The following is a 24,931-nucleotide window of genomic DNA, read 5'->3' on the forward strand; positions in this document are numbered from 1 at the left end:
AGACAGTGATGACCCTGCTAACCTCAACCGATCGCGTGCCGGTGACGGCCGCCTCGTCGGACGATCCCGCGCTCAGTGAACAGGAGTACCAGCTGAGCGAAGCCGCGGCCGCGAAGGCATTCCGGCGTATTCTGCCGTTTATCTTTATCTGTTATGTCGTGAGTTACCTTGACCGCACCAACGTCAGTTTTGCCGCGCTGGGAATGAACAGCGACCTTGGCCTGACGGCGGGGCAGTTTGGATTTGGCGCCGGTCTGTTTTTTATCGGCTATTTCCTGTTTGAAATTCCCAGTAATTTAATCATGCAAAAGGTCGGGGCGCGGATCTGGATCGCACGCATCATGATTTCGTGGGGCGTGATCTCCATGGCTACGGCGTTTGCGACCGGTCCCGTCAGCTTTTCCCTGGCCCGTTTTCTGCTGGGAGTGGCCGAAGCGGGTTTCACACCCGGCATTTATCTCTTTTTCACTTACTGGTTTCCCGGCAGCTGGCGCGCAAAAATTACCGCTGCGTTTCTGGTCGGCATACCGGTTGCTAACATCATTGGTGCGCCCCTTTCCGGCGCGCTGATGCAAATCACCCAGCATGAACACATCCGTAACTGGCAGTGGCTGCTGCTGATTGAGGGCGCACCCGCGGTGGTTCTCGGCTTGCTGTGTCTGGTTCTCCTCAGCGACCGGCCGGAAAAAGCGCGCTGGCTGACGGCAACAGAACAATCACTGCTGAGCCGGCGTCTGGCTGCCGAGCAACAGCACATCGCCGCTGCACATGGCAGCAGCCTGCGGGATGCCCTGCGTAATCCGTTGCTCTACCGGCTGGCGCTGATCAACTTCTGTGGCATTGTCGGGTCGATTGGCGTGGGGCTGTGGATGCCGCAGATCATCCGGCAGCTGGGCGTCAGCCATACGGCCACCGGTTTCCTCACCGCTATACCCTATGTGTGCGGTGCCATCAGCATGCTGCTGTGGGCCAAACGGGCTAACCGTGCCCGCAATCGTATTCACTGGATCAGCGGCGCGCTGTTGATCGCCGCGCTGGCGCTGGCCTGCAGCGCGCTGGTTGCCGATCCGCTGATGAAAATGCTGGCATTGTGCGTCACGGTCAGCGGCATTCTCTCTTTTCAGGCCGCGTTCTGGGCACTGCCGTCGGGCTTCCTCACCGGCAGTGCTGCAGCCGGTGGACTGGCCATGATTGTCTCGGTGGGTAACCTGGGCGGGTTTGTCGGACCTTCGCTGATTGGCTTTATTCGTGAAACCAGCGGAGGCTTCACGTGGCCTCTGCTGGCCGTATCGGCCGTGCTGCTGCTGGGAACGCTGGTGGTGGCGACGGTTCGCGATCCGTGGCGCAAGTCATAATGCCACACTGCCGGACAGCACGCCGTGCCGTCCGGCACACCCTGCCAGGCCTTCGTCATTACCCCTTCATAACCTGAAAAGCGGTCGCTGAGCGCGAAAAACGCCTTTTCCTTCTTCTTTCTCTTCACATCTGCCACGACATATCCCTTTTCTGCATTGATTTCTGCCGGCGAAGGCCTGCCTGCCGGCTGCGCATCGGGGGTGAGACGCGCGCGTATTCTGCTGGAGCAGCGCGGGTGATCCGCACCGGGCAGTGCGGGTTGCTGACGGGGACGGTCGGGAGAGGGACGAAGGCGGGATAACGGCGAAAAAAAGGCGCTGTTGCCAGCGCCTGTCATGCGTCACGGTGCAGGACTATTTACTGACCGGAGCGGTCGCGGCCTCTGCGCGATTTTGCACCGGGCGGTTACGCCCCATGACCAGGACCGCAATGCCGCCTGCGGCACACAGCAGCGCCAGCGGGATCATCGCCAGCGTATGGCTGCCGGTTGCGCCATTAATAATGCCGTAAACGTTCACCATCAGGCCGCCGCCAATCAGGTTGGCCATCGCACCAATTGCGGCCAGCCCGGCCGCCACAGTGGAAGAGGAGAGCCAGCCGGAAGCCAGCGCCCAGAACGGGCCTTTCATTGAATACGCACCGATCAGCACCAGCGAGAGAATCACCACGCTGCCGGTCAGCGAGCTGGTGATAAACGCGGAGAGCAGGCCGCCGGCAATCAGGAACAGCGTCAGCGCCGTATGCCAGCGGCGCTCACCGCTGCGGTCGGAACTGCGTCCCCAGACAATCATCAATACGGAAGCCAGGCCGTAAGGGATAGCATTGACTAAACCGGTGGTGAAATTATCCAGCCCGTAGGACTTCAGCAGCATCGGCGACCAGACGCTGAGCGTGGAACCGGCCGCTGAAGCGCCAGCATAAATCAGCGCCATGACCCAGATATGCTTGTGACGCAGTAACTGCCACAGTGAAATATGACCAATCGCCTTGCGTTTCGCGTTTTCCGCTGCGAGGGTGTCGTTCAGCCACGTTTTCTGTTCAGCCGTCAGCCAGCGCGCGTTGTCTGGCCGGTTACTGAGCAGGAAAAACGCTGCAATACCCAGCAGAATGGCGGGCAGGCCTTCGATGATAAACAGCCAGTGCCAGCCGCGCATACCCAGCCAGCCATCCATCGACAGAATCGCGCCGGAAATTGGCGAGCCAATAAAGTTGGCAACCGGAATGGCCACCATAAACATCGCAATGACGCGCGCGCGATACTGCGCGGGGATCCACCAGGTGAGATACAGGATTACGCCAGGAAAGAAGCCGGCTTCGGCGGCACCGAGCAGAAAGCGCAGGACATAGAGCATTTGCGCGCTTTCGACAAAAGCCGTACACACCGAGACAATGCCCCAGGTAATCATGATTCGCGAAATCCATATCCTCGCGCCGACCTTCTGCATCGCCAGGTTACTCGGCACCTCAAACAGAAAGTAGCCGACAAAAAACAGGCTGCTGGCCAGCCCGAAGACCGCCTTCGATAAGCCAAGATCTTCGTTCATCTGCAGCGAAGCCATTCCAATATTACCGCGATCGATAATAGCGAACAGATAACAAACCACCAGAAAGGGCAGGATACGCCAGGTGACGCGCCGGACGGTTTGTTGTTCAATCTCCGGGACCACGCGGTTCATCTTTTCGGACATGTTCTACCTCACAGGTTTCCATGGGTTTACACGTAACAGGTAAAAGGAGTGTGTTTTACTGTGTAAAACCATGATGTACACAGTGCAATCATTATCCGGTTTATTCGCGCAGCGTGTGACGGCATCTCGTCAGGTTGCGCCTTATGTCACAAAAAAGTAGCGATAAGATGAAAGATGTGTGATTAAGCCTGAATTCCTGCGGCGCAGGAAGCGCGATGCGCACAGATGCACAAAGCAGCCGAAGCATAAGAACAGCGGAACGACGCGGGACGCGTCAGCAGGCGGCCAGCGCCTTAACGGAAAAGGGGTATTCAGGCTGGAGAGTGCATCAGGACGTCAGCGCGCCGGGCAGGCGCTGCCAGGCCGGGTGAGAAGGCATGACAGCGCGGCGCAGAAGAAAGGTCGATCAGTGCTCCATGCCCACCGTCATGCACATTTCAGCACACTGCAGACAGAGGTCAGCACAACGCTGGCAATGTTCTGCGCTATGTTTCTGGCATTCCCAGCCTGCCAGCTGACACGCCATCGAGTTGATGGTGCAGAGCTGTTCAGCCAGCTCACTCTGTGAGGCCAGTAGCTGAGCCGTCACACGACACAGCGCAGCACATTGCTGATTAAGCGTGATACAGGTGCTCATCTCGTCGGCGTGTTCTTCATGCAGGCAGGCAGCCGCGCACTGGTCGCAGGCGGCAGCACAGCGATAGCAAAGCGCGATGCATTCATTTAAATCAGTATTCATGAGATTCCTTAGCGCAGGATCATTCCGCACGCTTAATACGTAATTGCAGTAAAACTTAGCTAATCCATGCGATATTTCAAGCAAAAGTCGCAAAAAGGTGCATTTTGCATGCAATAAACCCTTGAAATAAACGCATTTAGAAAAATGTAAGGTTCTGTATATTAATCGCAACCGCTCAGGACGAAATAATTAAAAGTGTACAATTCGGCATGGCTTGTACAAATATAGGGTGGAGTTTTGTGCGAATTAAATAACCTGATAAGGTTTGCGTATGAAAAATTAAATCTTCCCGGCAAGAGTTTTAAGCGAAGCGGAACAGGGAAATGTGCACTATGCAGGCAGGTCAATGATCCGCAGCGGGATGAAAAATGACTCTCCTGGCAGGGCAAAACCGCGCAATTAAGCGAAGCGTTAAAATGCAGCCAGGAGAGTAGCAGGTAAAGGCAGGATGAGACTAAATCAGTAAAATGATTGACCTTTATTATTTACGACGGCTGATTTTTCCTCCTTTTCTGCCCGCCTCAATCGCGCGCTGGGGGTCATTCTTAAAGTTACCGCCGCTCATCTGACCGCCCTTGCGGCCGGCTTCGGCAGCGCGTTCTTTATCAGCAGCGAAGTTGCCTGAACCACCGCGTCGTTGCGTTACTTTTTCTTCCTCTTCAGGTTTCTTCTTTGGGTCCTTCATTCGTTCCTCTCAGTTCATACCAGCATGAAGCAAAAATAAATGTAGCGATGTTTTTATCATAATCAAGCCGGAATTAATCTTAACTTTTTAATTCTGGCGGTGTGTTTGTTTAAGGAAAAGACAATTTTTGCTCGCGGGCAGGGTGAAAGTTTGCATCCGCAGAGTCACCAGGATTTCAGGCTGATAAAGATCGCTATTTATACCGGGAGTTAAAATGCTGTGGCTGGCCAAACAGGAATTAGCCGCCGTCGCAAATCCTGACACCATTTCTTGCACCGCGCCGGGTGCTTGCTACGTTTAATTAATCTGTGCGACAGCATTTAATTAACGCTTCGCTTATCTTCATTTAATCGCGGTCTGAATGATAAAAGCGAAGCGGTTTTTTCGCTTCCGTACTGATGCTACACCGCCTGGAGCGGTACAGCTGCCGTTTCCCTTACTTTGGAGAAAACAATGACCAGGGAATCCGTGTATCTGGACTGGTTGCGCGATGCGCATGCCATGGAAAAACATGCTGAAACGGCCTTTAAAGCCGTGTTGCCGCGACTGGCGGCCTGGCCAGTGATTGAAAGCCGCTTTGAGCACTATCTTAACGCCACGCGCCAACAGCAGGCACAGGTCAGAGAAATTCTGAAACGCTATGACGCAAGCTGGTCAGTGCTGAAAGAGGCGCTGGGCCGGATGTCGGCAGTTGGCCAGGCGGCCAGTGACATGCTGCGTGATGCCGCGGGCGTGCGCGTGACGGTCAGCAGCTATGTATTTTGTCAGTATAAAGTCGCGACCTACAGCACCCTGCTGGCGGCAGCGGAACTGGCTGATGATGCAGCCGGTATGCAGGTGATTCAGGCGGCGTTGCAGCATGAAAGGGACATGTGTGAGTGGCTGCAGCGTCAGCTGCCGGACGCGGCGGAAGACGAAATTTTACACCTGACCCGGGAAGAGGTGGTCAGTTAAGCCGCAGGGGGAAGGGCAGCGTGATGGCCTCATACCCAACGACCAGGCCGCCCGCAGCAGCGGGCAGCCTTGGTTTACATATCCAGCAGTAAATGCGCCGAACGGGCGCGTGAGCAGCAGAGCGCGATCGCCTGGTCACTGCTGCTTTTCTCCGCCGCTGACTGCACGGTATCGCGATGATCCACCTCGCCCTCTATTACCCGCGTCAGGCAGGCACCGCACATGCCCATCTCGCAGGAGAGCGGTACCGCTACATTCTGCTCCAGCAGTACGCTGGCGATGGTGCGATCGGCCGGAATAGTGAACTGCTGGCCGCTGCGCGCCAGCGTCACACTGAATGTCTCTTCTGTGGACGCCGGGCCACCGATCGCCGCAGGCTTAAAGGCTTCGGTGTGGAGCTGACTGGCTGGCCAGCCGAGCGCCAGCGCCTGCTGTTGCAGGTGCGTCATAAATCCGGCCGGTCCGCACAGATAAACCTGCGTACTGCCTGCCGGTTCACGCAGTTCGTCCGGCAGATGACATCGCGGGCTATGTCCCTCATCGCTGTACCAGATCTGGCAACTGCCGTGACGGAATGGAGCGTTCAGCGCAGACAGAAAGGCGGCATCACCCCGCTGCTTCACGTAATAATGCAGGGCAAACGGTACGCTGCCGGCTTCCAGCGCCTGCATCATGGCGTACAGCGGCGTAATGCCAATGCCTGCTGCCAGCAAAATTACCTTTCCGGCTGGTGCCAGCGGGAACAGGTTGCGCGGGGCGGAAATGGTCAGCCGCTGGCCGGGGCGCAGGGTTTCATGCACATAGTGTGAGCCGCCGCGCGACTGCGCATCACGCGCCACACAGATGTGATAATGGTGGCGTGCGGTGCTGTCGCCGGTCAGCGAGTACTGACGCACCAGCCCGGCGCGCAGGTGCACGTCAATATGTGCGCCGGGCTGCCATGCCGGCAGCAGCCCGCCGTTTTCCGCCACCAGGCTGACGCTCAGGTTATGCCGGCCCTGGCGGAAAAGGCCATCAACCAGCACGGTGAGGGTTTCGCTCATCATCACCTCCTACACCAGGAAAAATTCACCAAAGCCCATGCGCTTCAGGCCACGGCGATAGGCGATGGAACTGCGATCGGCAGGGATGTGCGCTTCCAGCGTCAGGTCCAGCGGCAAACGCTCCGGACGCTGCGTTTCCACCATTAACCGATCCTCCTCAAACACCCGCAGATTAAAGGCATGCACATCTTCAATCGGAACATGCAGATCGAAGTTGCGGGCAATCGGCGCAAACATGCGGGTTTTACGTGCTGACACCGGTGAGGCGGCATTCATGATCACCAGACGCGCTTCGCCGGGAAAATGGATGGTCAGCGTGGCGGTAAAGGGCAGGTGCATCTCAAAACGGCGCAGCCATTCGAACCCTTCCGGTGCCTGCTGCGGGCTATCGGCCGCGAAATTACTCACGGTACTCCAGTAATCCACGGTAAAACCGCTGGCGGTTTCGACCGGGTTGTAGGCCGGCACAACCTGATTGCTGGCATCGGCAAAGGTCGCGGTATGCACCCAGGCAAAATGCGCGACATCAAGAAAGCCTTCGACCTGGCGCCCGGCAAAGCCGTTGACGTCAAAGCCGGGGCAGTTGATTTGCTGGAATCCTGCGTCGTCCCAGTGCGGCATCGTTGGCAGAGGCGCAGGCTGTTCTGCGTCCGGGGCCATACAGACCCAAATCAGACCAAAACGTTCTTCAGCCTGATAGCTGATCAGATTGAGCTTCGCCGGCACCGGCTGCCCCGGGCTGGAAGGAATGCGATTGCAGCGGCCCTCTTCACCAAAACGCAGACCGTGATAGGGACAAATTATCCCTTCTTCGTCATGAAAGCCCAGCGTCAGCGGCACGCCGCGGTGCGGACAGACATCGCGCGCCACCACAACCTTACCGTGAATGCGGTAAATCACCAGCTGTTCATCCAGCAGCACGGCTTTTGCCGGCGCGCCGGTGATATCGCAGGCGCGGGCTACCGGATGCCACTGGCGGGCCAGACGCAGCCAGTCATCGGGATCAAACGTGCAGTGCGCGGGAGGCGTGAGGGTATGCATACGGGTATCCTGTCAGTGGTTCATGAAACGCCTGCAGTGAAGGCTTTCTGTTTGTCAGGTCATTGTGAATAATCTGCACTGTACAAATCCATCAGCAAGAATGCAGGATGGTGTTGCAAAAAAACGTACAGGTGAATCATGAGTCCTTTTTCCCGTTTTGCGCTCTACTTTGCTGAAGTGGCGCGCAGCGGCAGTTTGCGCAAAGCCGCTGAAAAACTGCACGTCTCCGCGTCTGCCATTAACCGGCAGATCCTGCGGGCCGAAGCACACTTTGGCACGCCGCTGTTTGAACGTCTGCCTGATGGCCTGCGCATGACCACCGCAGGCGAGTTGCTGTATGACGACGTGATGCGCTGGCAGCGGGAATTCCGTGTCACGCGCCAGCGTTTCGATGATATTCAGGGACTGAAACGCGGCCACGTCAGCGCCGGGCTGGTGCAGTCGCTGACCAAAGGGCGGATTGCAGATGCCTTTGCCACGATTGCGCAGGAACATCACTGGCTGCGGCTGGAACTCACGGTGGATAACAGCCACCGCATCAGCCAGATGATCCGCCAGGCCGAAATCGATTTTGGCCTGATACTCGATCCGGCCGGGCAGAGCGGCCTTGATGTGCTGGCGTTCGCCGAACTGGAGATGGGCGTGGTGATGCCCGCGGCGCATCCGCTGAGCAGTAAAACCGCGCTGACGCTGAGTGAACTGCATCAGGAGCGGCATATCATGCCCGGCGAGGCGCTGGTCGTACATGAGCGTGTCGCGGCGCTGTATCGCCGGCAGGGAGTGGCACCGGATAACCTGATTGCCTGCAATGATATCCGGCTGATTCGCAGCCTGATCGCCCAGGGCGCGGGCGTAAGCGTCCTGAGCCTGCTGGATGTGCTGACTGAGGTACAGGAGCAGCAACTGGCCTTTGTACCACTGAAAAACAGCGTGATGCGACCGCTGACGCTCGCCCTGTGTACGGCGCCGTCACGGCAGCTGTCACGGGCGGCGCAGCGGGTTATTCAGCGCATGACGGCAGTGATTGAAAGCATGAACACCGGCATCGTCTAGCGTTTTTCACCCGCAACCGGTTTACACCGCAGCGTAATCGCCGGTGCCATCTGGCCATGGCGTAAGCAGGTCAAAGCCGGTATCAGTCACGGCGACGGTGTGCTCCCATTGTGCCGACAGAGAACGATCGCGCGTCACCACTGTCCAGCCATCGGACAGCACGCTGGTGCCGGCCTTACCGGCATTGATCATCGGCTCAATGGTAAAGATCATTCCGGCCTGCAGCGCCAGCCCTTTACCGGCCGTGCCATAATGCAGAATCTGTGGCTCGCCGTGGTAAATTTCGCCCACGCCATGCCCGCAATATTCACGCACCACCGAAAAGCCGGCTTTCTCCGCCACCTTCTGAATCGCCGCGCCGATGTCTCCCAGCGTGGCGCCCGGTTTGACAACATGGATGCCGGCCAGCATGGCATCGTATGTCACTTCCACCAGCCGTTTTGCCCGCACCGACGGCTGGCCGACAAAGTACATGCGGCTGGTATCGCCGTACCAGCCATCTTTGATAACTGCCACGTCAATATTGACGATATCGCCGTCTTTGAGGATTTTTTCCCCCGGAATACCGTGACACACCACGTGATTGACCGAGGTGCAGACCGTGCGCGTGTAGCCGTGGTAGCCAATATTCGCCGGGGTGACGTTGAGTTCGTCAACAATATAGTCATGGCAGCGGCGATCAAGCTCATCCGTGGTGACACCCGGTTTGACATAAGGCGCGATCATCGCCAGTACCCGGGCCGCAGCCTGGCCCGCGGCGCGCGCCAGTTCAATCTCTTCAGCGGTATGCAGTTTAATAGTCATTGCGCAATTCCCTGCGGAGTAAAAACAGAATGGTCAAGCAGCTGCGCCAGCTCAGCGCCGCCGTCGCGTTCAACGCGCATTAGCAGGCGCGTCAGCTGCTGGTGATTCAGGTCAGGATAGATTTCAGCCAGCATACCGATTTTCATCCAGTGTTCCGCCTGCGCATTCACAGAACGGCTGAGCGCGTTGCTGGCCAGACGCAGATTCTCATGCATCAAATCAGAAATTTTCACGATACCCATACGGCAGCCTTTATATGAAACGTATATGTTTTGTATATAGGTTACGCCGCAAAGAGCTGACAGGCAACAAAAGATGCAGGTGAAATCGCGGACGGGAAGGCACTGCAGAAAAAAAGCCCGCAGTGCGGGCTTTTCAGGTCGGAATTAATGCGGGATCTCAGACACTTCTTTGACATCAGCTTTGTTGATCTGCTGTTTGACGCCGTTAGCATCCACATAGCCCAGCAGGCCGGTCTCCGCTTCCTGTGGTTTACCATCGCTGACAATCGTACGGCCGTCATTCGTGTGAATGGCATAGCTGGTACGGGTGCAACCGGTTAAGGCACTCATGGCAACCAGTGCTGCCAGTGGAATTAAAATAACCTTCTTCATTTTACTCTCCTTGCTGGATGGATCAGTTATTTAGCTCACTCATATTAGTGATCTGGTCGCGGTTAATTTGCTCAGTTTTACCGGTCTGCGCGTCTTTGTATGAAACCAGACCGGTGTCGCTATCAACCTGCGGTTTACCATCGGTCACAATCGTGCGGCCGTCAGTGGTTTTGATCGCCTGGTTGGAGGAACAGCCGGTAACGGCAAAAAGTGAGCTAAGCAATACGGCGGCGAGAGTCATCTTCTTCATCATCATTTCCCTGTTTTGTACTGACATCAGAGATAAGCATAGAACATGTTTTCCTATTCTGGTCTGACCTTAGCTTTTTTGGTCAAAACGTCACCGGGCCGCAGACGTGCAGCATGAAAAAATAGCGGTGTGTTACCGCTTAAAGCAGGGTGTAAATATCAGTGCGTTTTATTTGTGCTATCCGGGACAGCGACAGAAGGGGGGGCGGAAGGCGTTAAATCCCCGGCATACGCCGCCTGGCTGGCGCTGATTTCTTTAAGGGCCAGCTGAATGGCCTGGCTTTTTTCGATGTCACGCTCAACCGCTGCCATTTTGCTCAGGTGCGCAAGCAGCAGACGCGTGGTCAGACTGGCATGCAGTTTCAGCAGCTCAGCCACGGCTTCGCCGATAATGTAATCTTTTAGCGTTTCAGTATGACTTCCAGACATACGCCATCTCGTTGACAGTAAAATTAAATAAGCATCAGCGTGCACGGATAATTCAGTGCAGGCTGTTAAACAGTATTACGTGCAAAAACGCACTGATTATGTAAATACGCACGGCAAAGCGTGCCGTGCAGCAGCCTAATTAACGGTAATATTATCTGCCCAGCAGCAGCGGGAATATATTTTCATAATGCTGTTTCATTAATACATCTTCACAATTATCCAGTCGTGCCAGCAGCGTAATGCACAGCGTTTTACGGTTCAGGATTTTCCCTGAACGCAAAATTTCCTGGACCAGATAGCCCAGCACTTCCAGCTCTTTGCTCTGCATGGCGGCAGCGAGCATGGCGTCCGGGAGGCCGGTGAAACCCTGGGGTTGATCATATTGTTTCATCATAAACCTGCAAATTAGAGGATTGGACCGGCAGCGCCCTTTGCGCAAAGGCCACTGCACCTGTTTCAGCGCTGATTAATTCATTTTTTTCGCCAGCAGCTGTATTGCCTTATCACAGGCTTGTTGTATTTCAGGCTTATCCGATCGTAATCCGGCCCGATACAGGGCACCGATAATTTCCTGGATGGAAAGCTCTTCACCTGGTTTTAATATCTGCGTGATGACTTTGCCCAACAAAACATAGATTTCATCCGCATCTTCAAACTCATTTTGCTTCACTCAACCCCCACCATCAGCGTAATCTGACCCGGCTATATTGCTGATATTTATAATTAAACCGTTAATACCCCAGGGTATTTGTGTCATCAGGCTAAAGTGAGTTAATTAGGAAACGCATATTTCCTAATAGGCCATATGAATTACTTCAGAATATTGAGGGCCATATTAATGGTTTCTTTGCCATTAGTCACATCCTGAATTTTGCCCACGACGCGCATGCCGAATGCGACACAAAGCAGCAGCCCGGCAGCGGTATCGGCATCCAGATGCGCCGCAACAGAACCGTCCTCCTGCCCCTGCCTGATCAGCGAGGTAAGGAAGTTGCGGTTGCGCAGAACGGCTTCGCGCACCAGCTGGGATAACTCTTCATCCAGCGTCTGTAACTCCACGGTGCTGCCAACCACCAGACAGCCGCGTCTGCCTTCAATTTCGCTGGCGGATTCAAGATAGAACTGCAGCAATTCGGCAATGCGCGCCAGGCCGGTGGGGAACTGCTGCAGACGTGCGCGCAGATCGGTATTGCGCAGCAGAATGTAACGCTCAAAAACCCGCAGAAACAGCGAACGCTTATCCTGAAACGCTTTGTAGATACTGCCCGCTGTCAGATTCATGGCTTCACCCAAATCGTTGATCGAGGCAGCGTGAAACCCTTTCTGACGAAAGACAATCATCGCGTTGTCCAGGGCATCATCAATATTGAAGTTTCGCGGCCGGCCCCGTTCACGCGGCGGTGCGGCGGGAGAAGTGTTCCTGGTCATAACCAAACAGTCTGTAGAGTAACCATTTCCAAATTATCCGGATTCCCCGTGTCGCGGTCAATGCCAGCCGAAACGGCTATAGTTAACGCGGTTATGCCTTACAGACAACATCCGCACAGGAGAAAATATGTCGAACGTTTTTATTATCGGCGGAGCCGGACAGATTGGGCGTCGTCTGACGAAAATGCTCGTGGCTGATGGCCACACGGCGCGTCCGCTGTTCCGTCACGCAGACCAGGAAGCGGCACTGCGGCAAAGCGGCGCAGTGCCGGTGCAGGGGGATTTAACCGCGCTGGACAGCAGCCGGCTGGCGGCGCTGATGCAGGGCAGTGATGTGGTGGTCTTTACCGCTGGCGCAGGCGGTAAAGGCGGTGAAGCCATGACCAATGCCGTGGACGGCGAAGGGCTGGTCAATGCCATTGCGGCGGCAAAACAGGCAGGTATTCAGCGCTTCGTGCTGGTTTCGGCTTTTCCGGAGGCCGGACGCGGTAAACCGCTTTCAGACACCTTTGAAAATTACATGCGCGTGAAAAAGCAGGGGGATGTGGCGCTGGCAGCAAGCGGGCTCGACTGGGTCATTGTCAGGCCGGGAACCTTAACCGATGAGGCGGGCAGCGGCTGGGTGCATGCCGGGCTGGCGATTGCTTATGGCAGCATCCCGCGCGACGATGTTGCCGCCACGCTGGCGGAAGTGATTAACCAGCCGGATATCGCCCGGGTCATTTTTGAACTGACCAGCGGCGAGACACCGGTGGCGCTGGCGGTTAGCCAGTTCGCGCCACAGCTAAGCACGACAGAACGGGACGATCTTTCAGCATAATCCCGGCGGCCGCCGCACCTGAGCGCGCAACGCCGGCGCTGCCATGCGGCGGCGGCAAATCCTCGCTGCTGAGCGGCTTGTAGTTAATCGCGTGAACGGCGTCAGCGCCGTGCTGCGGCGCTGACGCCCTGCGGGCTGGCGTACTTAAAAACTCTGCCAGTCTGCGTCATTCACCACCGCCAGCGGTGCAGGTCGGGCAGCGGTAACCACACGCGCCGCCGGCACTGCCGGGCTGCGAACCACGGTGTCAGACAGGACAAATTTATCCACCAGCTGGTTAAGCGTCTCAGCCTGTTCCTGCAGCGATTGAGACGCTGCCGACGCCTGTTCAACCAGCGCGGCGTTCTGCTGCGTCACATCGTCCATCTGATTGACTGCCTGCTGCACCTGGGTTATGCCCTGGCTCTGCTCTACGGCTGCAGCGGCGATTTCACTCACCAGCTCACTGACCTGATGGATGGCATCGTTCATCACATTCATGTTACGCCCGACATCACCGGCCTGGGCCGCGCCGGCTTCCGTCAGACGATGGGCTTCCTCAATCAGCGTTTTGATTTCGCGTGCAGCGGAAGTGGATCGCTGTGACAGGTTACGCACTTCACCCGCGACCACGGCAAAACCTTTACCGTGTTCGCCAGCGCGGGCCGCTTCAACCGCCGCGTTCAGCGCCAGGATATTGGTCTGGAAGGCAATGCCCTCAATCATCGAAACAATTTCGGTGACTTTGCGTGAGCTGCCGCGAATTTGATCCATCGTTGAGAGCATGGTGCCCAGTGACTGACCGCTTTTCTCTGAGAGCGAACTGGCGTTAGCCGCCAGCGCGCTGGCCTGGCGCGTGTTGTCTGCGGTCTGGCGCACGGTTTCACTCAGTTCTGTCATGCTGGCTGCCGTCTGCTCCAGCGAGGCGGCCTGCTGTTCGGTACGTGACGACAGATCTTCGTTACCGGCAGAGATCTGTACCGACGCGCTGCCCACGGACTGCGAGGCGCTGCGCACAGAATTCAGCGCGCTGGCCACGCTGCGCATCAGCACGTTAAACGAGTGCGCCATATTGCCCACTTCATCGCGGCGACTTTCATCGGCGCTCTGCGTCAGATCGAGATTTTCGCTGGCGCGCAGCATGACGTTGCCCACCGCTGACAGGCTGCGGCGAATACGCAGTACGGTTACGGTAGCGAACAGACCAAAAATAATGACCGTCGCTATCACGCCCGCGATAGTGGTAAGTAGCACGCTGTGGAAAGTGCTGCGGTTAGTGGCGCGCAGTTCCTCACCAATGGCGATGTTCAGCGCCAGCTGTTTCTGATAACTGTTGATGGTCTCGCGGATAATGGCACCCACGCCGGACGGCCCTTCAATCATATCCAGGCTTACGGCGCTCTGATGCGCGCGTGACGCAGTAAGAAACGCGGGCAGGTTATCGGTAATTTTCTGGATATTGCCGAGCGCGGCGTTGGACAGGCGCTCATCTTCCGCGTTGGAAATGTCGTGCGCCAGGTAGTATTCGGTCAGGGTTTTCAGGCCGGCAATCTGCTGGTTCAGCGCCGCTTCCACCGCGGGCATGCTGCTGTCCTGCAGCTGGCTCTGGTGTTTGTAGAGCGTCAGCGCCAGCTGATTGCTTCGATCGATGAGCGTGCCCAGATCCTTGATTGAAGGAATGGTGTTGTCCTGCACATATTCAAAGCGATCCTGGAAACCAGACAGCAGCGAAATCGCCAGCACCGCCTGCAGAATAATGGCGGCAAATAGCATAAAAAAGTTCAAAAACAGGCGTTGCGAGATATTCATCTTTAATCCTTAAACTTAAACCGCCCGGCACGTACGGTGCCGGAACCCGGGGCATCTTTAAGGACTATCGGCAGTGTGGGCTTTTTAGTTAATAAAATTAACGTGAATGTTAACGGAGCGCGGCGCGGGGGGAGGCTGTCTGAGGATGAAAAAAGGGCCGCTGTGTGGCGCGGCCCTGCGTTACGTTACGGCCTTCTGAACAGCGCCAGGCTGCGTCCTTCCAGCTCAAAATCCTTCTCTTTGGTGATCACCAGACCTTTACTGGCGGTATCAGAGGTGGTCAGTTCCAGCACCCAGCCGCCTTCGCCAAACTGCGGAATGCGGAACGGCACGTTCCCTTCAAACGGGTTAAACAGCATCAGCACGTCATGCCAGATTCCCTCTTCCGGTTGCAGGTCCGCGCGGCCAATATAGACGCCAATCGTTGAGCCTTCTTCCCACTGCTGCTCCTGCTGGAAGCCGCCGCCGGCGTTGAACCACTTAATTTCCATCCCATCGCGCCAGCTTTCGCGGCGCAGCAGCGGCTGTTTCGCACGCAGCGCAATCAGGTGGCGGGTGAATTCACGCAGGGCATCGGCGGAGGCTGGCAGGTTTTCCCAGTGCAGCCAGGAGATCTCACTGTCCTGACAGTAGCCGTTGTTGTTACCCAGCTGACTGCGGCCAAACTCATCACCGGCCAGCAGCATCGGCGTGCCGTGTGAAAACAGCAGCGTCGCCAGGAAGTTGCGTTTCTGCCGTTCGCGCACGGCATTAATGCCTTCATCTTCGGTCGGGCCTTCCGCACCGTAGTTATACGAGCGGTTATCGTTATGCCCGTCGTTGTTGTCCTCGCCGTTCGCCTCGTTATGCTTTTCGTTGTAGGACACCAGATCGTTCAGGGTGAAGCCGTCATGCGCGGTGATAAAGTTCACGCTGGCCCACGGGCGACGGCCGCGCTGGTCATAGAGATCGCCGGAACCGAGCAGCCGTGCGGCAAAATCGGTGGTGACGTTATCGCCTTTCCAGTATTCACGCACCGTGTCACGGTATTTGTCATTCCATTCTGCCCAGCCCGGCGGAAAGCCGCCCACCTGATAGCCGCCCGGACCGATATCCCAGGGTTCACCAATCAGCTTCAGTTTCGACAGCAGCGGGTCCTGCGTGATGGCGTCAAAGAAGCCGCCGCGCTGGTCAAAGCCCTCAGGCTCACGGCCCAGAATGGTGCCGAGGTCAAAGCGGAAGCCGTCAATGTGCATCGATTCCGCCCAGTAGCGCAGCGAATCCGTCACCAGCTGCAGCACGCGCGGGTGAGAGGTATTCACGGTGTTGCCGGTGCCGGTATCGTTGATGTAATAGCGATGCTGGTCCGGCAGCGTGCGGTAATAGGAGAAGTTATCAATACCTTTGAAGGAGAGGGTGGGGCCCAGCTCGTTGCCTTCTGCGGTGTGGTTATACACCACGTCCAGAATCACCTCGATACCGGCATCATGGAAGGCGCGCACCATATCGCGGAAGCCCTGAATGCCGCGCGGACCAAAATAGCGGCTGGCAGGCGCGAAAAAGGCCAGCGAATTATAGCCCCAGAAGTTTTTCAGGTTACGGTCCAGCAGATGCTGATCGTCCGGGAACCAGTGCACCGGCAGCAGCTCCACCGAGGTCACGCCCAGGCTTTTGATGTAGTCCACGGTCGATTTGTGGCTCATGCCATCGTAAGTGCCGCGCATCTCGGGCGGAACCAGCGGATTCAGCTGGGTGAACCCCTTCACGTGGGTTTCATAAATCAGCGTTTGTGACCACGGCACCGCCGGACGATTGTGATCCTGCCAGTCAAATTCGTTGGGATCGATTACCCGGCATTTTGGCGTAAAGGGCGCGCTGTCTCGGGTATCGAAGGTTAAATCCTTGTCCTCATGCAGCAAATCGTACGCAAAATGCGCTTCGTTCCAGTTGATATCGCCATGCAGCGCGCGGGCATACGGGTCAATCAGTAATTTATTGGGGTTAAAGCGATGGCCGTTTTCCGGGTCAAAAGGCCCGTGCACGCGATAGCCATAGAGCGCGCCAGGCTGCAGGCCCGGCACGTAGCCGTGCCACACCTCATGGGTGTACTCCGGTAAATCGAAGCGGGCAATTTCATGCTCACCGCTTTGATCGTACAGGCACAGTTCCACGCGCTCGGCATGCGCTGAGAACAGGGCAAAGTTGACGCCGTTGCCATCATAGTTGGCGCCGAGCGAGTGGCCCGATCCAGCCGTAATTTCGGAAGGCTTACCGTTTGACATTCAATCCTCTCCATCCAGTGAACAGATATTCATGCAAAACAACAGGGTAATCGGGCAGGTTAGCTGCTGATCAAAATAAGCGGCGCGCTGTAGCTGGCATTTTCCAGCGCGATGCTGTCGGCGATGGTATAGGTTTCTCCATTCAGAACATTGCGGTACTGGCGATGCGCCAGCGATTCGTTGAGTGCGACAAGGGTATGGCCCCATTGCGCGTCACTGAAAATCAGGCGCGGCGCGATCACCAGTAGCGCGCTGTCGCTGTCCTGACGGGCAAACGCCACCACTTTTTCCGGATGTTCACCCGTCACGCTGAGCGGCTGGTAATCACCAAAGCGGAACAGCTGCGGATGATCGCGGCGCAGATGCAGCACGCGGGCAATGATCTGCTGCTTCAGCCGGCCACTCAGCCAGTCCTGCTGACAGGTGAAATCCGGCGCTGAGGCCGTGTCCAGCTGCTGCGTCAGTTGCGCAAAATCGGGTTCACGACGGTTATCGGGATCCACCAGACTGAAATCCAGCGCTTCGCAGCCCTGATAAATATCCGGCACGCCCGGGGCAGTAAGCTTGATGACCGTTTGCGTCAGGCTGTTGACCAGCCCGGCGCGGATAAAAGGTTGCAGCGCGTGGCTGAAATCATCGAGGAAGGCCCGGTTGTCGGCCGCCAGCAGGTGACGGGCATACGACAGCACCGCCTTTTCATAAGGTTCATTGTTGTCTGCCCAGTCTGTACGCAGCTTAGCTTCGCGCAGCGCTTTCTCCACAAACGGAATAAAACGTTCGCACAGCGCCGCCAGCGCCTGCGTGTCATCCGGCTGCAGCGTGGCGGGCCAGACGCCCGCCAGTGCCTGATACAGCATCCACTCTACCGCCGGTTCCGGTGCCGGCTCCCCGTCGGAGGTGTCCAGGCAGGACTGATTCAGCTGCCGCCAGCGCGTGACATTTTCTGCCCACAGCGCCGGCGCTTCACTCAGGGTATAGAGGCGCGCACGCGCATCCTCACCCCGTTTGGTATCGTGCGTAGAGGTAGTAGAGAGCGCATCAGGCTGGTGGGTCAGGCGCGTCTGCATCTCTTCATGAAAATGGCTGAGTGAAAACGCATGCGGCAGCGGTTCGGCGCCCACCTCGTTGATGGCCAGCGCCACGTGATTGCGGAAAAACAGCGTGTCTTCCACCGCTTTCGCCATCAGCGGTCCGGTAAGCTGCTGAAAACGGGTGCGGAACTCGGTGGCATCGCGCTCGGCCTCTTCGGTGACGGCACCCAGCAGCAGCGCCTGAAGGAAGCTCAGCGCCGCCGGTGACGCACTGTGTTTGACCTGTTCCAGCACCTGCAGCAGCAGCTCCTCGCCAGCCAGTGGCATCCCGGCAGGCTGACCATAGGTGCGATACACCGGGAAAGCGATCAGCAATTCGCGCAGTGCTACGTGCAGTTCCGCTTCGCCAACGTGACGGTGCTCCTGCTGCGCAACGCGGGTGGCGATGCCCAGCAAACGGGCAAACTCGCCGGCAAAATTGCGGTCCACCATCAGCTCACGCGCCGCCCGCAATCCGGTAGCAACATCATTACGCTGACCGGTTATCGCCTCATAGGCCAGATGCAGCATATCAATCTGGCTGTCATCAATCAGCGCATGGGACAGCGCGGCGATAAATTCATAGCCGGTAGTTCCCGAAATCGGCCACTCCTCTGGCAGCTGTTCACCTTCGGCAAGGATTTTTTCCACCGTGATGTAACAGTGTTCGCCCGCTGCCTGACGCAGCTGCTGCAGATAGCCAAGCGGATCGGCCAGGCCATCAACGTGATCCACGCGCAGACCGTCCACGATACCGGCATGGACCAGTTCCAGAATCAGCCGGTGTGAATCCGCGAAGACCGCCGGATCTTCCACCCGGACGCCCACTAAACCGGTAATTTCAAAGAAGCGGCGGTAAGAGAGATTGCTGCGCGCGGTGCGCCAGCTGGTCAGCTGCCACGGCTGCCGGGCGTGTAACTGCGCAATCGCGGCCGGATCGCGCAGTGCCAGCACCTCGCTTTCCCGTCCCTGCCAGCTGGCGGGCGTCAGCGGATATTCGCTGTCGTAGTATGCCAGCACCGGTTTGCCGCTGGTGGCGGAGGCTTTGACGGACAGGTCGCCCTGTTCCAGCACGCGCTCAAATTCATCGCCGAGGAATGGCAGCGTCAGCTTGCGTGACCAGTCAATATCGAAGTAGCGCGCATACTGGCTGGCTTCGCCATGCTCAATCACATCATGCCACCAGGCATTTTCCAGTGACGCCGCCATGTGGTTGGGCACAATGTCCAGAACCAGCCCGATACCCGCCTGCTGCAGCGCTGCGGCAAGGCGGTCGAAACCGGCACGGCCGCCTATCTGCGGGTCGATCTCGTTGGCGTCCGTCACATCGTAACCGTGGGTGGACCCCTGCGTGGCGGTAAAAATTGGCGACGCATAAAGGTGACTGATGCCCAGCTGTTGCAGATAAGGCACCAGCGCCGCCGCGCGGTCAAATGTCATGCCATTGCGAAACTGAATACGGTAAGTCGCGGTTGGAATACTCATTGCGCAGCTCCCTGGGCCAGACACACGATAATCGAATGCTGCGGCAACGCACCGCTCTCCTGCGGCCAGGCAAAAATGGTCTTGCCTGCCATCTCCGGCAGCGGTTGGGTTTGCTCACCAATGTTCAGCGCCATCGACAGTTCGCCCTGCGGGAACTGCCAGCGCACGGCAACATAGCCGGGTGCGGTATGCAGCACGCTACCGCAGCCGCCCGGTGCATCGGCCAGCAGCGGGACCAGGTGTTGCTGACGCACTTGCAGCAGCTGACGCGTCAACGCCAGCCAGGCTTTGCCCTCGTCGCTGTGAGTTTTTGCCCAGTCAAGTTTTGAGCGGGTAAAGGTCTCTTCGGCGTTCGGGTCCGGCACGTTTTCATCATGACCGGCATGGCCGGTGAACTCTTTTGCCCGGCCTTCACGCACTGCTTTTGCCAGATCGCCGTGGAAGTCGGTAAAGAACAGGAACGGCTGGGTCTCGCCATACTCTTCGCCCATAAACAGCAGCGGAATGTGCGGCGACAGCAGCAGGGTAGCCAGCAGCACTTTGGTGCGGTCGCTGCCTGCCAGCGTAATCAGACGATCGCCCTGTGCCCGGTTGCCGACCTGATCGTGGTTCTGAATAAAATCCACGAAGGCAACCGGTGGCTGGCCCGCGCTGGGGACTCCCCGCGCTTCACCACTCTGCGGGGAGACTTCGCCCTGATAGGCAAAGCCTTCGGTCAGAATGCGGGCAATGCGTTTTTCCGGTGCCTGAGCGAAATCCTGGTAATAGGCATGCGTTTCGCCGGTGGCAAACACGTGAATGGCATTATGGAAATCATCGTTCCACTCGCCGCTGAACAGCGGCGTATTCCCGTTTTCATCGCGCGGGTGGAGGAAAATCACGTTGCGCGAATCCTCAGTGGTGAGGTGAATCGGCCGCTGCGGAATCTCGCGCCGGATGCGTTCAGCAATCTCAATCAGCACGTGCTGTGCGGAGCTGTCTTCAATCTGATCGATGGCGTCAAAGCGCAGACCATCCAGATTAAACTCCTTCAGCCAGTACAGCGGCGCTTCCATGATATAGCGGCGTGCGGCGTCCACGTCATAGGCGATGCCCGCACCCCACGGCGTCATCCGCTCTTCATGGAAGAACTGCGGGGCCAGCAAGGGCAGATAGTTGCCTTCCGGCCCGAAGTGGTTAAGCACAATGTCCAGCACCACGGATAAGTTCAGCGCATGCGCCGCATCGACAAAGGCTTTGAAATCATCCGGCGAACCATAGGCGGAATGCGGCGCATACAGCAGCACGCCGTCATAACCCCAGCCACGGTTGCCCCCAAACTGCGACACCGGCAGCACCTCAATCATGGTAATACCCAGTTCTGCCAGCGCAGGCAGGCGGGCGATGGCGGCCTGGAAGGTGCCTTCCGCGGTGAAGGTGCCAATATGCAGCTCATACACCACGCTCTCCTGCCAGGGACGGCCCTGCCAGTGCGGCTGCTGCCAGTGGTAGTGCTGAGGATCGATCACCAGCGACGGACCGTTTACCTCATCTCGCTGGGCGCGTGCCGCCGGGTCGGGCACGACGGTGCCATCGGCCAGCACGTAGTTATACTCTGCGCCGTGCTGCAGCCCATCCAGCGTCAGGCTAAACCAGCCGTCCGCGTCAGATTGCATGGCGTGATCCTGCCCTTCTGCACGCAGTGTGATGTGCTGCTGACCCGGTGCCCAAAGGCGAAAACGCACGGTGCCGTCCGCAAGGATTTCAGCACCCCAGGATTTTTCCAGTGTTGTGGATTCCATTCATTTGCCTCGTTAAGCCCGCATCGGGCAATGGACGACATCAAGCGATTCGCGTTCCTGAAACAGTTACGTGATGAATACTAAAGACTCTTTGCCCTGGTTATCGATGAATACCCGGATAAACCGCTGAGTACCCTGAAAAATCATAGCCTATATTTCAGAATTTAATTCCCGCTGCGCTTTAAACAGGGTCAGAAAAGAAATTTTCCGAATTGTTCACCGGCGCATCCTTTTTTTTCCGTCATAGGCTACGGTTATGTTTACGCATTTAAACGGTGCGGGAAACATGCCATACGGCACAGCATGTCACACTGAGGAGAATACTGATGAACGAAGATCGTATCAGCGGCAACTGGAAGCAATTCAAAGGGAAAGTGAAAGAGAAATGGGGCCAGCTCACCGACGATGATTTAGACGTGGCGGAAGGCAAACGCGATCAACTGCTGGGTCGCATCCAGGAACGTTATGGTTACGGAAAAGACCAGGCAGAAAAAGAACTGAAAGACTGGGAAGACAGCAATAAATATCACTGGTAAGTTCTCAGATCCCCGGTACACCTTCTGTACCGGGGCGATTCCCCGCTATTTCCCTGCAGCCATTCCCGCAACAATAATTCCGTCCGCTGTGGACAACAATTATTTCTGTGCTATATGCCGGTGCCTGAGGCTTTATTTATCTGGCGCTTCAGTCCCGACAGCTAAATAATCTGCCGGACCTAAAGCGGGCGCTGCGGGTTATCTTTTTTCAGGGTCAGCAGCGCCAGAAAACTCACCAGCGCCGTCACCATGACATACCAGGCGGGAATATCGGCGTTACCGGTTTGTTTCATCAGGCCGGTGATGATCAATCCGGCGCAGCCTGAAAATAGCGCATTCGACAGCGAATAGGCCAGGCCGAGGCCGGTGTAACGCACCCCGGTCGGAAACATTTCTGCCAGCATCGCCGGTCCCGGTCCAGCCAGCATCCCCACCAGCGCACCCGCGATAAAAACCGCCGCAGCTTTGATCAGCATGCCGTATTCCGGATTTTGCAGTAGCCTGAGCAGTGGGAATGCCAGCAGAAGCAACAGCAGGGTAGCCAGCAGCATCAGCGTGCGCCGGCCATAGCGATCACTCAGTATGCCGGCAGGCAGAATCGTGGTGGCAAAGCCCAGATTGGAGATCACAGCGATCAGCAGCGCCTGATTAAAACCGGTATGCAGCGCGGCCTGCAGATAAGTGGGCATAATCACCAGATAGGTATAGCCAGCGGCTGACCACACCATCACCCGGCTCATACCCAGCGCAATGGCGCGCAGCGTGGCGGCGGTGTCAGCCCTCTGCACCACCGCCTTTTTTTCCTGCATAAACTGTGGCGACTCGTCCAGCCCGCTGCGCAGCCAGAGCGCGACCGCACCCAGCGGCAGCGCCAGCAGGAAAGGAACCCGCCAGCCCCACGCGTGCATCGCTGCTTCACCCAGCAGCACCGGTAACACCGCCACCACGGCAGCCCCGGCCAGCAGGCCGAGCGCCACCGTCAGCGACTGCCAGGCACCATAAAAGCCGCGTTTACCTGGCGGCGCCGATTCGGTCATCAGCGCCACCGCACCGCCATATTCGCCGCCGGCAAACAGCCCCTGCAGAATGCGCAGCAGGGTAACCAGCAGCGGTGCCGCCAGGCCGATGGAGGCATACACCGGAACCAGACCAATGGCGACGGTGGCCAGCGTCATACAGACCAGTACGCAAATCAGTACCGGTTTGCGGCCATAGCGATCGCCCAGACGGCCAAAGATGACCGCGCCCAGCGGGCGAAAGAAGAAAGCCACGGCAAAGGCGGCCCAGGTGAAAATCAGGCTGGTAAGCGCGCTTTCGCCCTGCAGTTGAAAAAAGTGTCTGGCGATCAGCGTGGCCATAAAGCCATAAACGGCAAACTCATACCACTCGATAAAATTACCCACGGCACCGGCAATCAGTACGCGCCGGCGCGTAGCAGTCTGTGTAACGGCAGCAGTCATCATCCTTTCCCTATCTACAATGCGCCAGCATCCATCCTGCGATGCCGACGCACGGCTGGCAACTGCGGGGTGATTTTGTCTGCTTAAAATCACTGACAGCGCATAAATTGGCGCGGTTCTGCGTGGAACAGGACGGGCAAAAGAAGGGTAAAAATAAAACGGCGGCCCGAAGGCCGCCGCGCGCGTATGAGAGAAAGCCTGATTACGCCGGTTTTTGCTGAACTTTACGGCGGCGCTGCTTGCGTAATTTATCAATCAGACGATGCGCCTCCGCTTCCGTTGCCACCGCAGGTGACGAGCCTTTCAGTGGCTTACGTGCGGTTTCGGTCAGCGTTAATACCGTTACCAGGCCGATAATCCCGGCGCCAATCATATAATAGGCGGGCATCATGGCGTTGTGCGTGGTGTCCACCAGCCACGCGGTAATCAGAGGCGTGGTGCCGCCAAACAGCGAAACGGATAAATTAAAGCCGATGGCTAATGCGCTGTAACGAATATCGGTAACGAACAGTGCCGGTAAGGTGGCCGGCATCGTGCCGCTGAAGCAGGTGTGCAGCAGACCCAGTACCGCCAGCCCTGCAAACACCCAGAACATATTGCCGGAACCAATCAGCATAAAAGCCGGAACGGAGAGGATAATTAACCCCAGCGCGCCAAAACCAATTACCGGTTTACGGCCGATACGGTCGGTAAAATGGCCCCACATCAGCGTCAGTGGCATCATAATAAACATAACCACCATCACCAGCAGCAGGCCGGATAATTCACTGAGGCCCAATACGCCGGTTAAATAGCTGGGCATGTAAGCGGTCAGCATATAATTCGACACGTTAAACAGCAGCACCAGACCAATACATTTCAGCAGGGGTTTGCTCTGCGTGCGCAGCATCTGCCACACGCTCAGCGGCGGTTTATTGTGTTCCAGCTCTTCGCGCTTATCCATATGATCTTTAAACGCCGGCGTCTCTTCCAGTTTCAGGCGAATATAGAGACCAAACAGGCCGAGCGGCGCAGCGAGGAAGAACGGGATACGCCAGCCCCAGTCCATCATGGCTTCATGCGGTAATACCGCGATCATGCCGGTGACCAGACTGGCCCCCAGCAGGTAACCCGCCAGCGTGCCAAATTCCAGGAAGCTGCCCATAAAGCCACGCCGTTTATCGGTTGAATATTCCGCGATAAAGGTGGCCGCGCCGCCATATTCTCCGCCGGTGGAAAAGCCCTGCACCAGACGAGCGACTAACAGCAGAATGGGGGCGGCAATACCAATGCTGGCATAGCTGGGAATTAAGCCGATACAGAAGGTGCCGATCGACATCATGATCATGGTAAAGGCCAGCACTTTCTGACGGCCGAAGCGGTCACCCAGCGGGCCAAATACCATGCCACCAATCGGGCGCACTAAGAATGCGGCAGCGAAGGTACCGAAAGAGGCAATAAGCTGCGCCGTGGTGCTGGCATCCGGGAAAAAGACCTGGCCAATAATCACGGCCAGATAACTGTATACGCCGAAGTCAAACCACTCCATGGTATTACCCAAAGCGGCAGCGCTGACGGCGCGTTTCAGTAATTTGTTGTCGATGACGGTAATATCGTCAACGGTGAGGTCAGTGTTATTTGAAATCGATCCTGTGCTCATATATTCCC

24 protein-coding genes are annotated in these 24,931 nt (G+C 57.0%); 5 read left to right on the plus strand and 19 right to left on the minus strand.

Annotated elements, in window-relative coordinates:
* Positions 1–8 precede the first annotated feature (8 nt).
* Positions 9–1,355, plus strand: a complete 1,347-nt coding sequence (locus tag D8B20_RS17685; RefSeq protein ID WP_145890741.1) for an MFS transporter — start codon at positions 9–11, stop codon at positions 1,353–1,355.
* 354 nt (positions 1,356–1,709) lie between these two features.
* On the opposite strand, the gene D8B20_RS17690 is transcribed toward D8B20_RS17685, so the two are convergent.
* The 3 genes from D8B20_RS17690 to D8B20_RS17700 form a co-directional block, all read right to left on the minus strand.
* Positions 1,710–3,044 carry an MFS transporter gene (locus D8B20_RS17690; RefSeq protein WP_145890743.1) on the minus strand — a complete coding sequence of 445 codons (1,335 nt, stop codon included), beginning with the start codon at positions 3,042–3,044 and terminating at the stop codon, positions 1,710–1,712.
* A 406-nt stretch (positions 3,045–3,450) separates the two neighbouring features.
* Positions 3,451–3,783 carry a four-helix bundle copper-binding protein gene (locus tag D8B20_RS17695; RefSeq protein WP_145890745.1) on the minus strand — a complete coding sequence of 111 codons (333 nt, stop codon included), beginning with the start codon at positions 3,781–3,783 and terminating at the stop codon, positions 3,451–3,453.
* Positions 3,784–4,264: 481 nt separating this feature from the next.
* Positions 4,265–4,468, minus strand: coding sequence for a con-10 family general stress protein (locus tag D8B20_RS17700; protein WP_145890747.1), 204 nt, complete (start codon positions 4,466–4,468; stop codon positions 4,265–4,267).
* A 453-nt stretch (positions 4,469–4,921) separates the two neighbouring features.
* On the opposite strand from D8B20_RS17700, the gene D8B20_RS17705 reads away from it, so the two are divergent.
* Positions 4,922–5,422 carry a YciE/YciF ferroxidase family protein gene (locus D8B20_RS17705; protein WP_145890750.1) on the plus strand — a complete coding sequence of 167 codons (501 nt, stop codon included), beginning with the start codon at positions 4,922–4,924 and terminating at the stop codon, positions 5,420–5,422.
* A 74-nt stretch (positions 5,423–5,496) separates the two neighbouring features.
* On the opposite strand, the gene D8B20_RS17710 is transcribed toward D8B20_RS17705, so the two are convergent.
* Entirely contained in the window at positions 5,497–6,465 is a 969-nt protein-coding gene (locus D8B20_RS17710) for a PDR/VanB family oxidoreductase (RefSeq protein WP_145891612.1), read from the minus strand.
* A gap of 9 nt (positions 6,466–6,474) precedes the next feature.
* On the minus strand, positions 6,475–7,506 hold the full coding sequence (gene hpxD / locus D8B20_RS17715; RefSeq protein WP_145890752.1) for a molybdenum cofactor-independent xanthine hydroxylase subunit HpxD: 1,032 nt from the start codon (positions 7,504–7,506) through the stop codon (positions 6,475–6,477).
* 138 nt (positions 7,507–7,644) lie between these two features.
* Here hpxD and D8B20_RS17720 point away from each other — a divergent pair, with 138 nt between their 5' ends.
* Positions 7,645–8,559, plus strand: coding sequence for a LysR family transcriptional regulator (locus D8B20_RS17720; protein ID WP_145890754.1), 915 nt, complete (start codon positions 7,645–7,647; stop codon positions 8,557–8,559).
* Between the two features lie 21 nt (positions 8,560–8,580).
* Here the strand turns inward: D8B20_RS17720 and map are convergent, their stop codons facing one another.
* The 8 genes from map to D8B20_RS17760 all read right to left on the minus strand — a co-directional run bounded on the left by map (position 8,581) and on the right by D8B20_RS17760 (position 12,083).
* On the minus strand, positions 8,581–9,363 hold the full coding sequence (gene map, locus D8B20_RS17725) for a type I methionyl aminopeptidase (protein ID WP_145890756.1): 783 nt from the start codon (positions 9,361–9,363) through the stop codon (positions 8,581–8,583).
* A complete protein-coding gene (locus tag D8B20_RS17730) occupies positions 9,360–9,605 on the minus strand; it encodes a ParD-like family protein (RefSeq protein ID WP_145890758.1) in 246 nt (81 codons plus the stop codon). Before D8B20_RS17730 ends, map begins: the two co-directional genes overlap by 4 nt.
* Before the next feature lie 144 nt (positions 9,606–9,749).
* Positions 9,750–9,977, minus strand: coding sequence for a YgdI/YgdR family lipoprotein (locus D8B20_RS17735; RefSeq protein WP_145890761.1), 228 nt, complete (start codon positions 9,975–9,977; stop codon positions 9,750–9,752).
* A gap of 22 nt (positions 9,978–9,999) precedes the next feature.
* Entirely contained in the window at positions 10,000–10,227 is a 228-nt protein-coding gene (locus D8B20_RS17740) for a YgdI/YgdR family lipoprotein (RefSeq protein WP_186454464.1), read from the minus strand.
* Between the two features lie 158 nt (positions 10,228–10,385).
* The gene (locus tag D8B20_RS17745) at positions 10,386–10,655 is read right to left on the minus strand and encodes a hypothetical protein (RefSeq protein WP_145890765.1); all 270 of its coding nucleotides are present in this window, start codon (positions 10,653–10,655) and stop codon (positions 10,386–10,388) included.
* Positions 10,656–10,806: 151 nt separating this feature from the next.
* On the minus strand, positions 10,807–11,049 hold the full coding sequence (locus D8B20_RS17750; RefSeq protein WP_145890768.1) for a biofilm development regulator YmgB/AriR family protein: 243 nt from the start codon (positions 11,047–11,049) through the stop codon (positions 10,807–10,809).
* Positions 11,050–11,121: 72 nt separating this feature from the next.
* Entirely contained in the window at positions 11,122–11,325 is a 204-nt protein-coding gene (locus tag D8B20_RS17755) for a hypothetical protein (protein ID WP_145890770.1), read from the minus strand.
* Between the two features lie 140 nt (positions 11,326–11,465).
* Entirely contained in the window at positions 11,466–12,083 is a 618-nt protein-coding gene (locus D8B20_RS17760) for a TetR/AcrR family transcriptional regulator (RefSeq protein ID WP_145890772.1), read from the minus strand.
* A 127-nt stretch (positions 12,084–12,210) separates the two neighbouring features.
* Between D8B20_RS17760 and D8B20_RS17765 the strand changes: the two genes are divergently transcribed.
* The gene (locus tag D8B20_RS17765; RefSeq protein WP_145890774.1) at positions 12,211–12,903 is read left to right on the plus strand and encodes an SDR family oxidoreductase; all 693 of its coding nucleotides are present in this window, start codon (positions 12,211–12,213) and stop codon (positions 12,901–12,903) included.
* Positions 12,904–13,047: 144 nt separating this feature from the next.
* Here D8B20_RS17765 and D8B20_RS17770 read toward each other — a convergent pair whose 3' ends face one another.
* The 4 genes from D8B20_RS17770 to treZ form a co-directional block, all read right to left on the minus strand.
* A complete protein-coding gene (locus tag D8B20_RS17770; protein ID WP_145890775.1) occupies positions 13,048–14,691 on the minus strand; it encodes a methyl-accepting chemotaxis protein in 1,644 nt (547 codons plus the stop codon).
* Between the two features lie 185 nt (positions 14,692–14,876).
* A complete protein-coding gene (glgX, locus tag D8B20_RS17775; RefSeq protein WP_145890777.1) occupies positions 14,877–16,952 on the minus strand; it encodes a glycogen debranching protein GlgX in 2,076 nt (691 codons plus the stop codon).
* Positions 16,953–17,011: 59 nt separating this feature from the next.
* Positions 17,012–19,507, minus strand: coding sequence for a malto-oligosyltrehalose synthase (treY, locus tag D8B20_RS17780; RefSeq protein WP_145890780.1), 2,496 nt, complete (start codon positions 19,505–19,507; stop codon positions 17,012–17,014).
* Positions 19,504–21,288 carry a malto-oligosyltrehalose trehalohydrolase gene (treZ, locus tag D8B20_RS17785; RefSeq protein WP_145890782.1) on the minus strand — a complete coding sequence of 595 codons (1,785 nt, stop codon included), beginning with the start codon at positions 21,286–21,288 and terminating at the stop codon, positions 19,504–19,506. Before treZ ends, treY begins: the two co-directional genes overlap by 4 nt.
* 326 nt (positions 21,289–21,614) lie before the next feature.
* On the opposite strand from treZ, the gene D8B20_RS17790 reads away from it, so the two are divergent.
* A complete protein-coding gene (locus D8B20_RS17790) occupies positions 21,615–21,824 on the plus strand; it encodes a CsbD family protein (protein WP_145890784.1) in 210 nt (69 codons plus the stop codon).
* Positions 21,825–22,003: 179 nt separating this feature from the next.
* On the opposite strand, the gene D8B20_RS17795 is transcribed toward D8B20_RS17790, so the two are convergent.
* On the minus strand, positions 22,004–23,284 hold the full coding sequence (locus D8B20_RS17795) for an MFS transporter (RefSeq protein WP_145891614.1): 1,281 nt from the start codon (positions 23,282–23,284) through the stop codon (positions 22,004–22,006).
* 202 nt (positions 23,285–23,486) lie between these two features.
* A complete protein-coding gene (proP, locus tag D8B20_RS17800; RefSeq protein ID WP_145890786.1) occupies positions 23,487–24,923 on the minus strand; it encodes a glycine betaine/L-proline transporter ProP in 1,437 nt (478 codons plus the stop codon).
* Positions 24,924–24,931: the final 8 nt, after the last annotated feature.

Origin of the sequence: Candidatus Pantoea soli (genome assembly GCF_007833795.1) — a bacterium.
GTDB classification, from domain to species: domain Bacteria; phylum Pseudomonadota; class Gammaproteobacteria; order Enterobacterales; family Enterobacteriaceae; genus Pantoea; species Pantoea soli.

What these genes read in the sequence shown, in the direction of transcription:
- D8B20_RS17685 (WP_145890741.1), top strand. Translation starts at nt 9, where the DNA reads ATGACCCTGCTAACCTCAACCGATCGCGTGCCGGTGACGGCCGCCTCG.
- D8B20_RS17690 (WP_145890743.1), bottom strand. Translation starts at nt 3,044, where the DNA reads ATGTCCGAAAAGATGAACCGCGTGGTCCCGGAGATTGAACAACAAACC.
- D8B20_RS17695 (WP_145890745.1), bottom strand. Translation starts at nt 3,783, where the DNA reads ATGAATACTGATTTAAATGAATGCATCGCGCTTTGCTATCGCTGTGCT.
- D8B20_RS17700 (WP_145890747.1), bottom strand. Translation starts at nt 4,468, where the DNA reads ATGAAGGACCCAAAGAAGAAACCTGAAGAGGAAGAAAAAGTAACGCAA.
- D8B20_RS17705 (WP_145890750.1), top strand. Translation starts at nt 4,922, where the DNA reads ATGACCAGGGAATCCGTGTATCTGGACTGGTTGCGCGATGCGCATGCC.
- D8B20_RS17710 (WP_145891612.1), bottom strand. Translation starts at nt 6,465, where the DNA reads ATGAGCGAAACCCTCACCGTGCTGGTTGATGGCCTTTTCCGCCAGGGC.
- hpxD (WP_145890752.1), bottom strand. Translation starts at nt 7,506, where the DNA reads ATGCATACCCTCACGCCTCCCGCGCACTGCACGTTTGATCCCGATGAC.
- D8B20_RS17720 (WP_145890754.1), top strand. Translation starts at nt 7,645, where the DNA reads ATGAGTCCTTTTTCCCGTTTTGCGCTCTACTTTGCTGAAGTGGCGCGC.
- map (WP_145890756.1), bottom strand. Translation starts at nt 9,363, where the DNA reads ATGACTATTAAACTGCATACCGCTGAAGAGATTGAACTGGCGCGCGCC.
- D8B20_RS17730 (WP_145890758.1), bottom strand. Translation starts at nt 9,605, where the DNA reads ATGGGTATCGTGAAAATTTCTGATTTGATGCATGAGAATCTGCGTCTG.
- D8B20_RS17735 (WP_145890761.1), bottom strand. Translation starts at nt 9,977, where the DNA reads ATGAAGAAGGTTATTTTAATTCCACTGGCAGCACTGGTTGCCATGAGT.
- D8B20_RS17740 (WP_186454464.1), bottom strand. Translation starts at nt 10,227, where the DNA reads ATGAAGAAGATGACTCTCGCCGCCGTATTGCTTAGCTCACTTTTTGCC.
- D8B20_RS17745 (WP_145890765.1), bottom strand. Translation starts at nt 10,655, where the DNA reads ATGTCTGGAAGTCATACTGAAACGCTAAAAGATTACATTATCGGCGAA.
- D8B20_RS17750 (WP_145890768.1), bottom strand. Translation starts at nt 11,049, where the DNA reads ATGATGAAACAATATGATCAACCCCAGGGTTTCACCGGCCTCCCGGAC.
- D8B20_RS17760 (WP_145890772.1), bottom strand. Translation starts at nt 12,083, where the DNA reads ATGACCAGGAACACTTCTCCCGCCGCACCGCCGCGTGAACGGGGCCGG.
- D8B20_RS17765 (WP_145890774.1), top strand. Translation starts at nt 12,211, where the DNA reads ATGTCGAACGTTTTTATTATCGGCGGAGCCGGACAGATTGGGCGTCGT.
- D8B20_RS17770 (WP_145890775.1), bottom strand. Translation starts at nt 14,691, where the DNA reads ATGAATATCTCGCAACGCCTGTTTTTGAACTTTTTTATGCTATTTGCC.
- glgX (WP_145890777.1), bottom strand. Translation starts at nt 16,952, where the DNA reads ATGTCAAACGGTAAGCCTTCCGAAATTACGGCTGGATCGGGCCACTCG.
- treY (WP_145890780.1), bottom strand. Translation starts at nt 19,507, where the DNA reads ATGAGTATTCCAACCGCGACTTACCGTATTCAGTTTCGCAATGGCATG.
- treZ (WP_145890782.1), bottom strand. Translation starts at nt 21,288, where the DNA reads ATGGAATCCACAACACTGGAAAAATCCTGGGGTGCTGAAATCCTTGCG.
- D8B20_RS17790 (WP_145890784.1), top strand. Translation starts at nt 21,615, where the DNA reads ATGAACGAAGATCGTATCAGCGGCAACTGGAAGCAATTCAAAGGGAAA.
- D8B20_RS17795 (WP_145891614.1), bottom strand. Translation starts at nt 23,284, where the DNA reads ATGACTGCTGCCGTTACACAGACTGCTACGCGCCGGCGCGTACTGATT.
- proP (WP_145890786.1), bottom strand. Translation starts at nt 24,923, where the DNA reads ATGAGCACAGGATCGATTTCAAATAACACTGACCTCACCGTTGACGAT.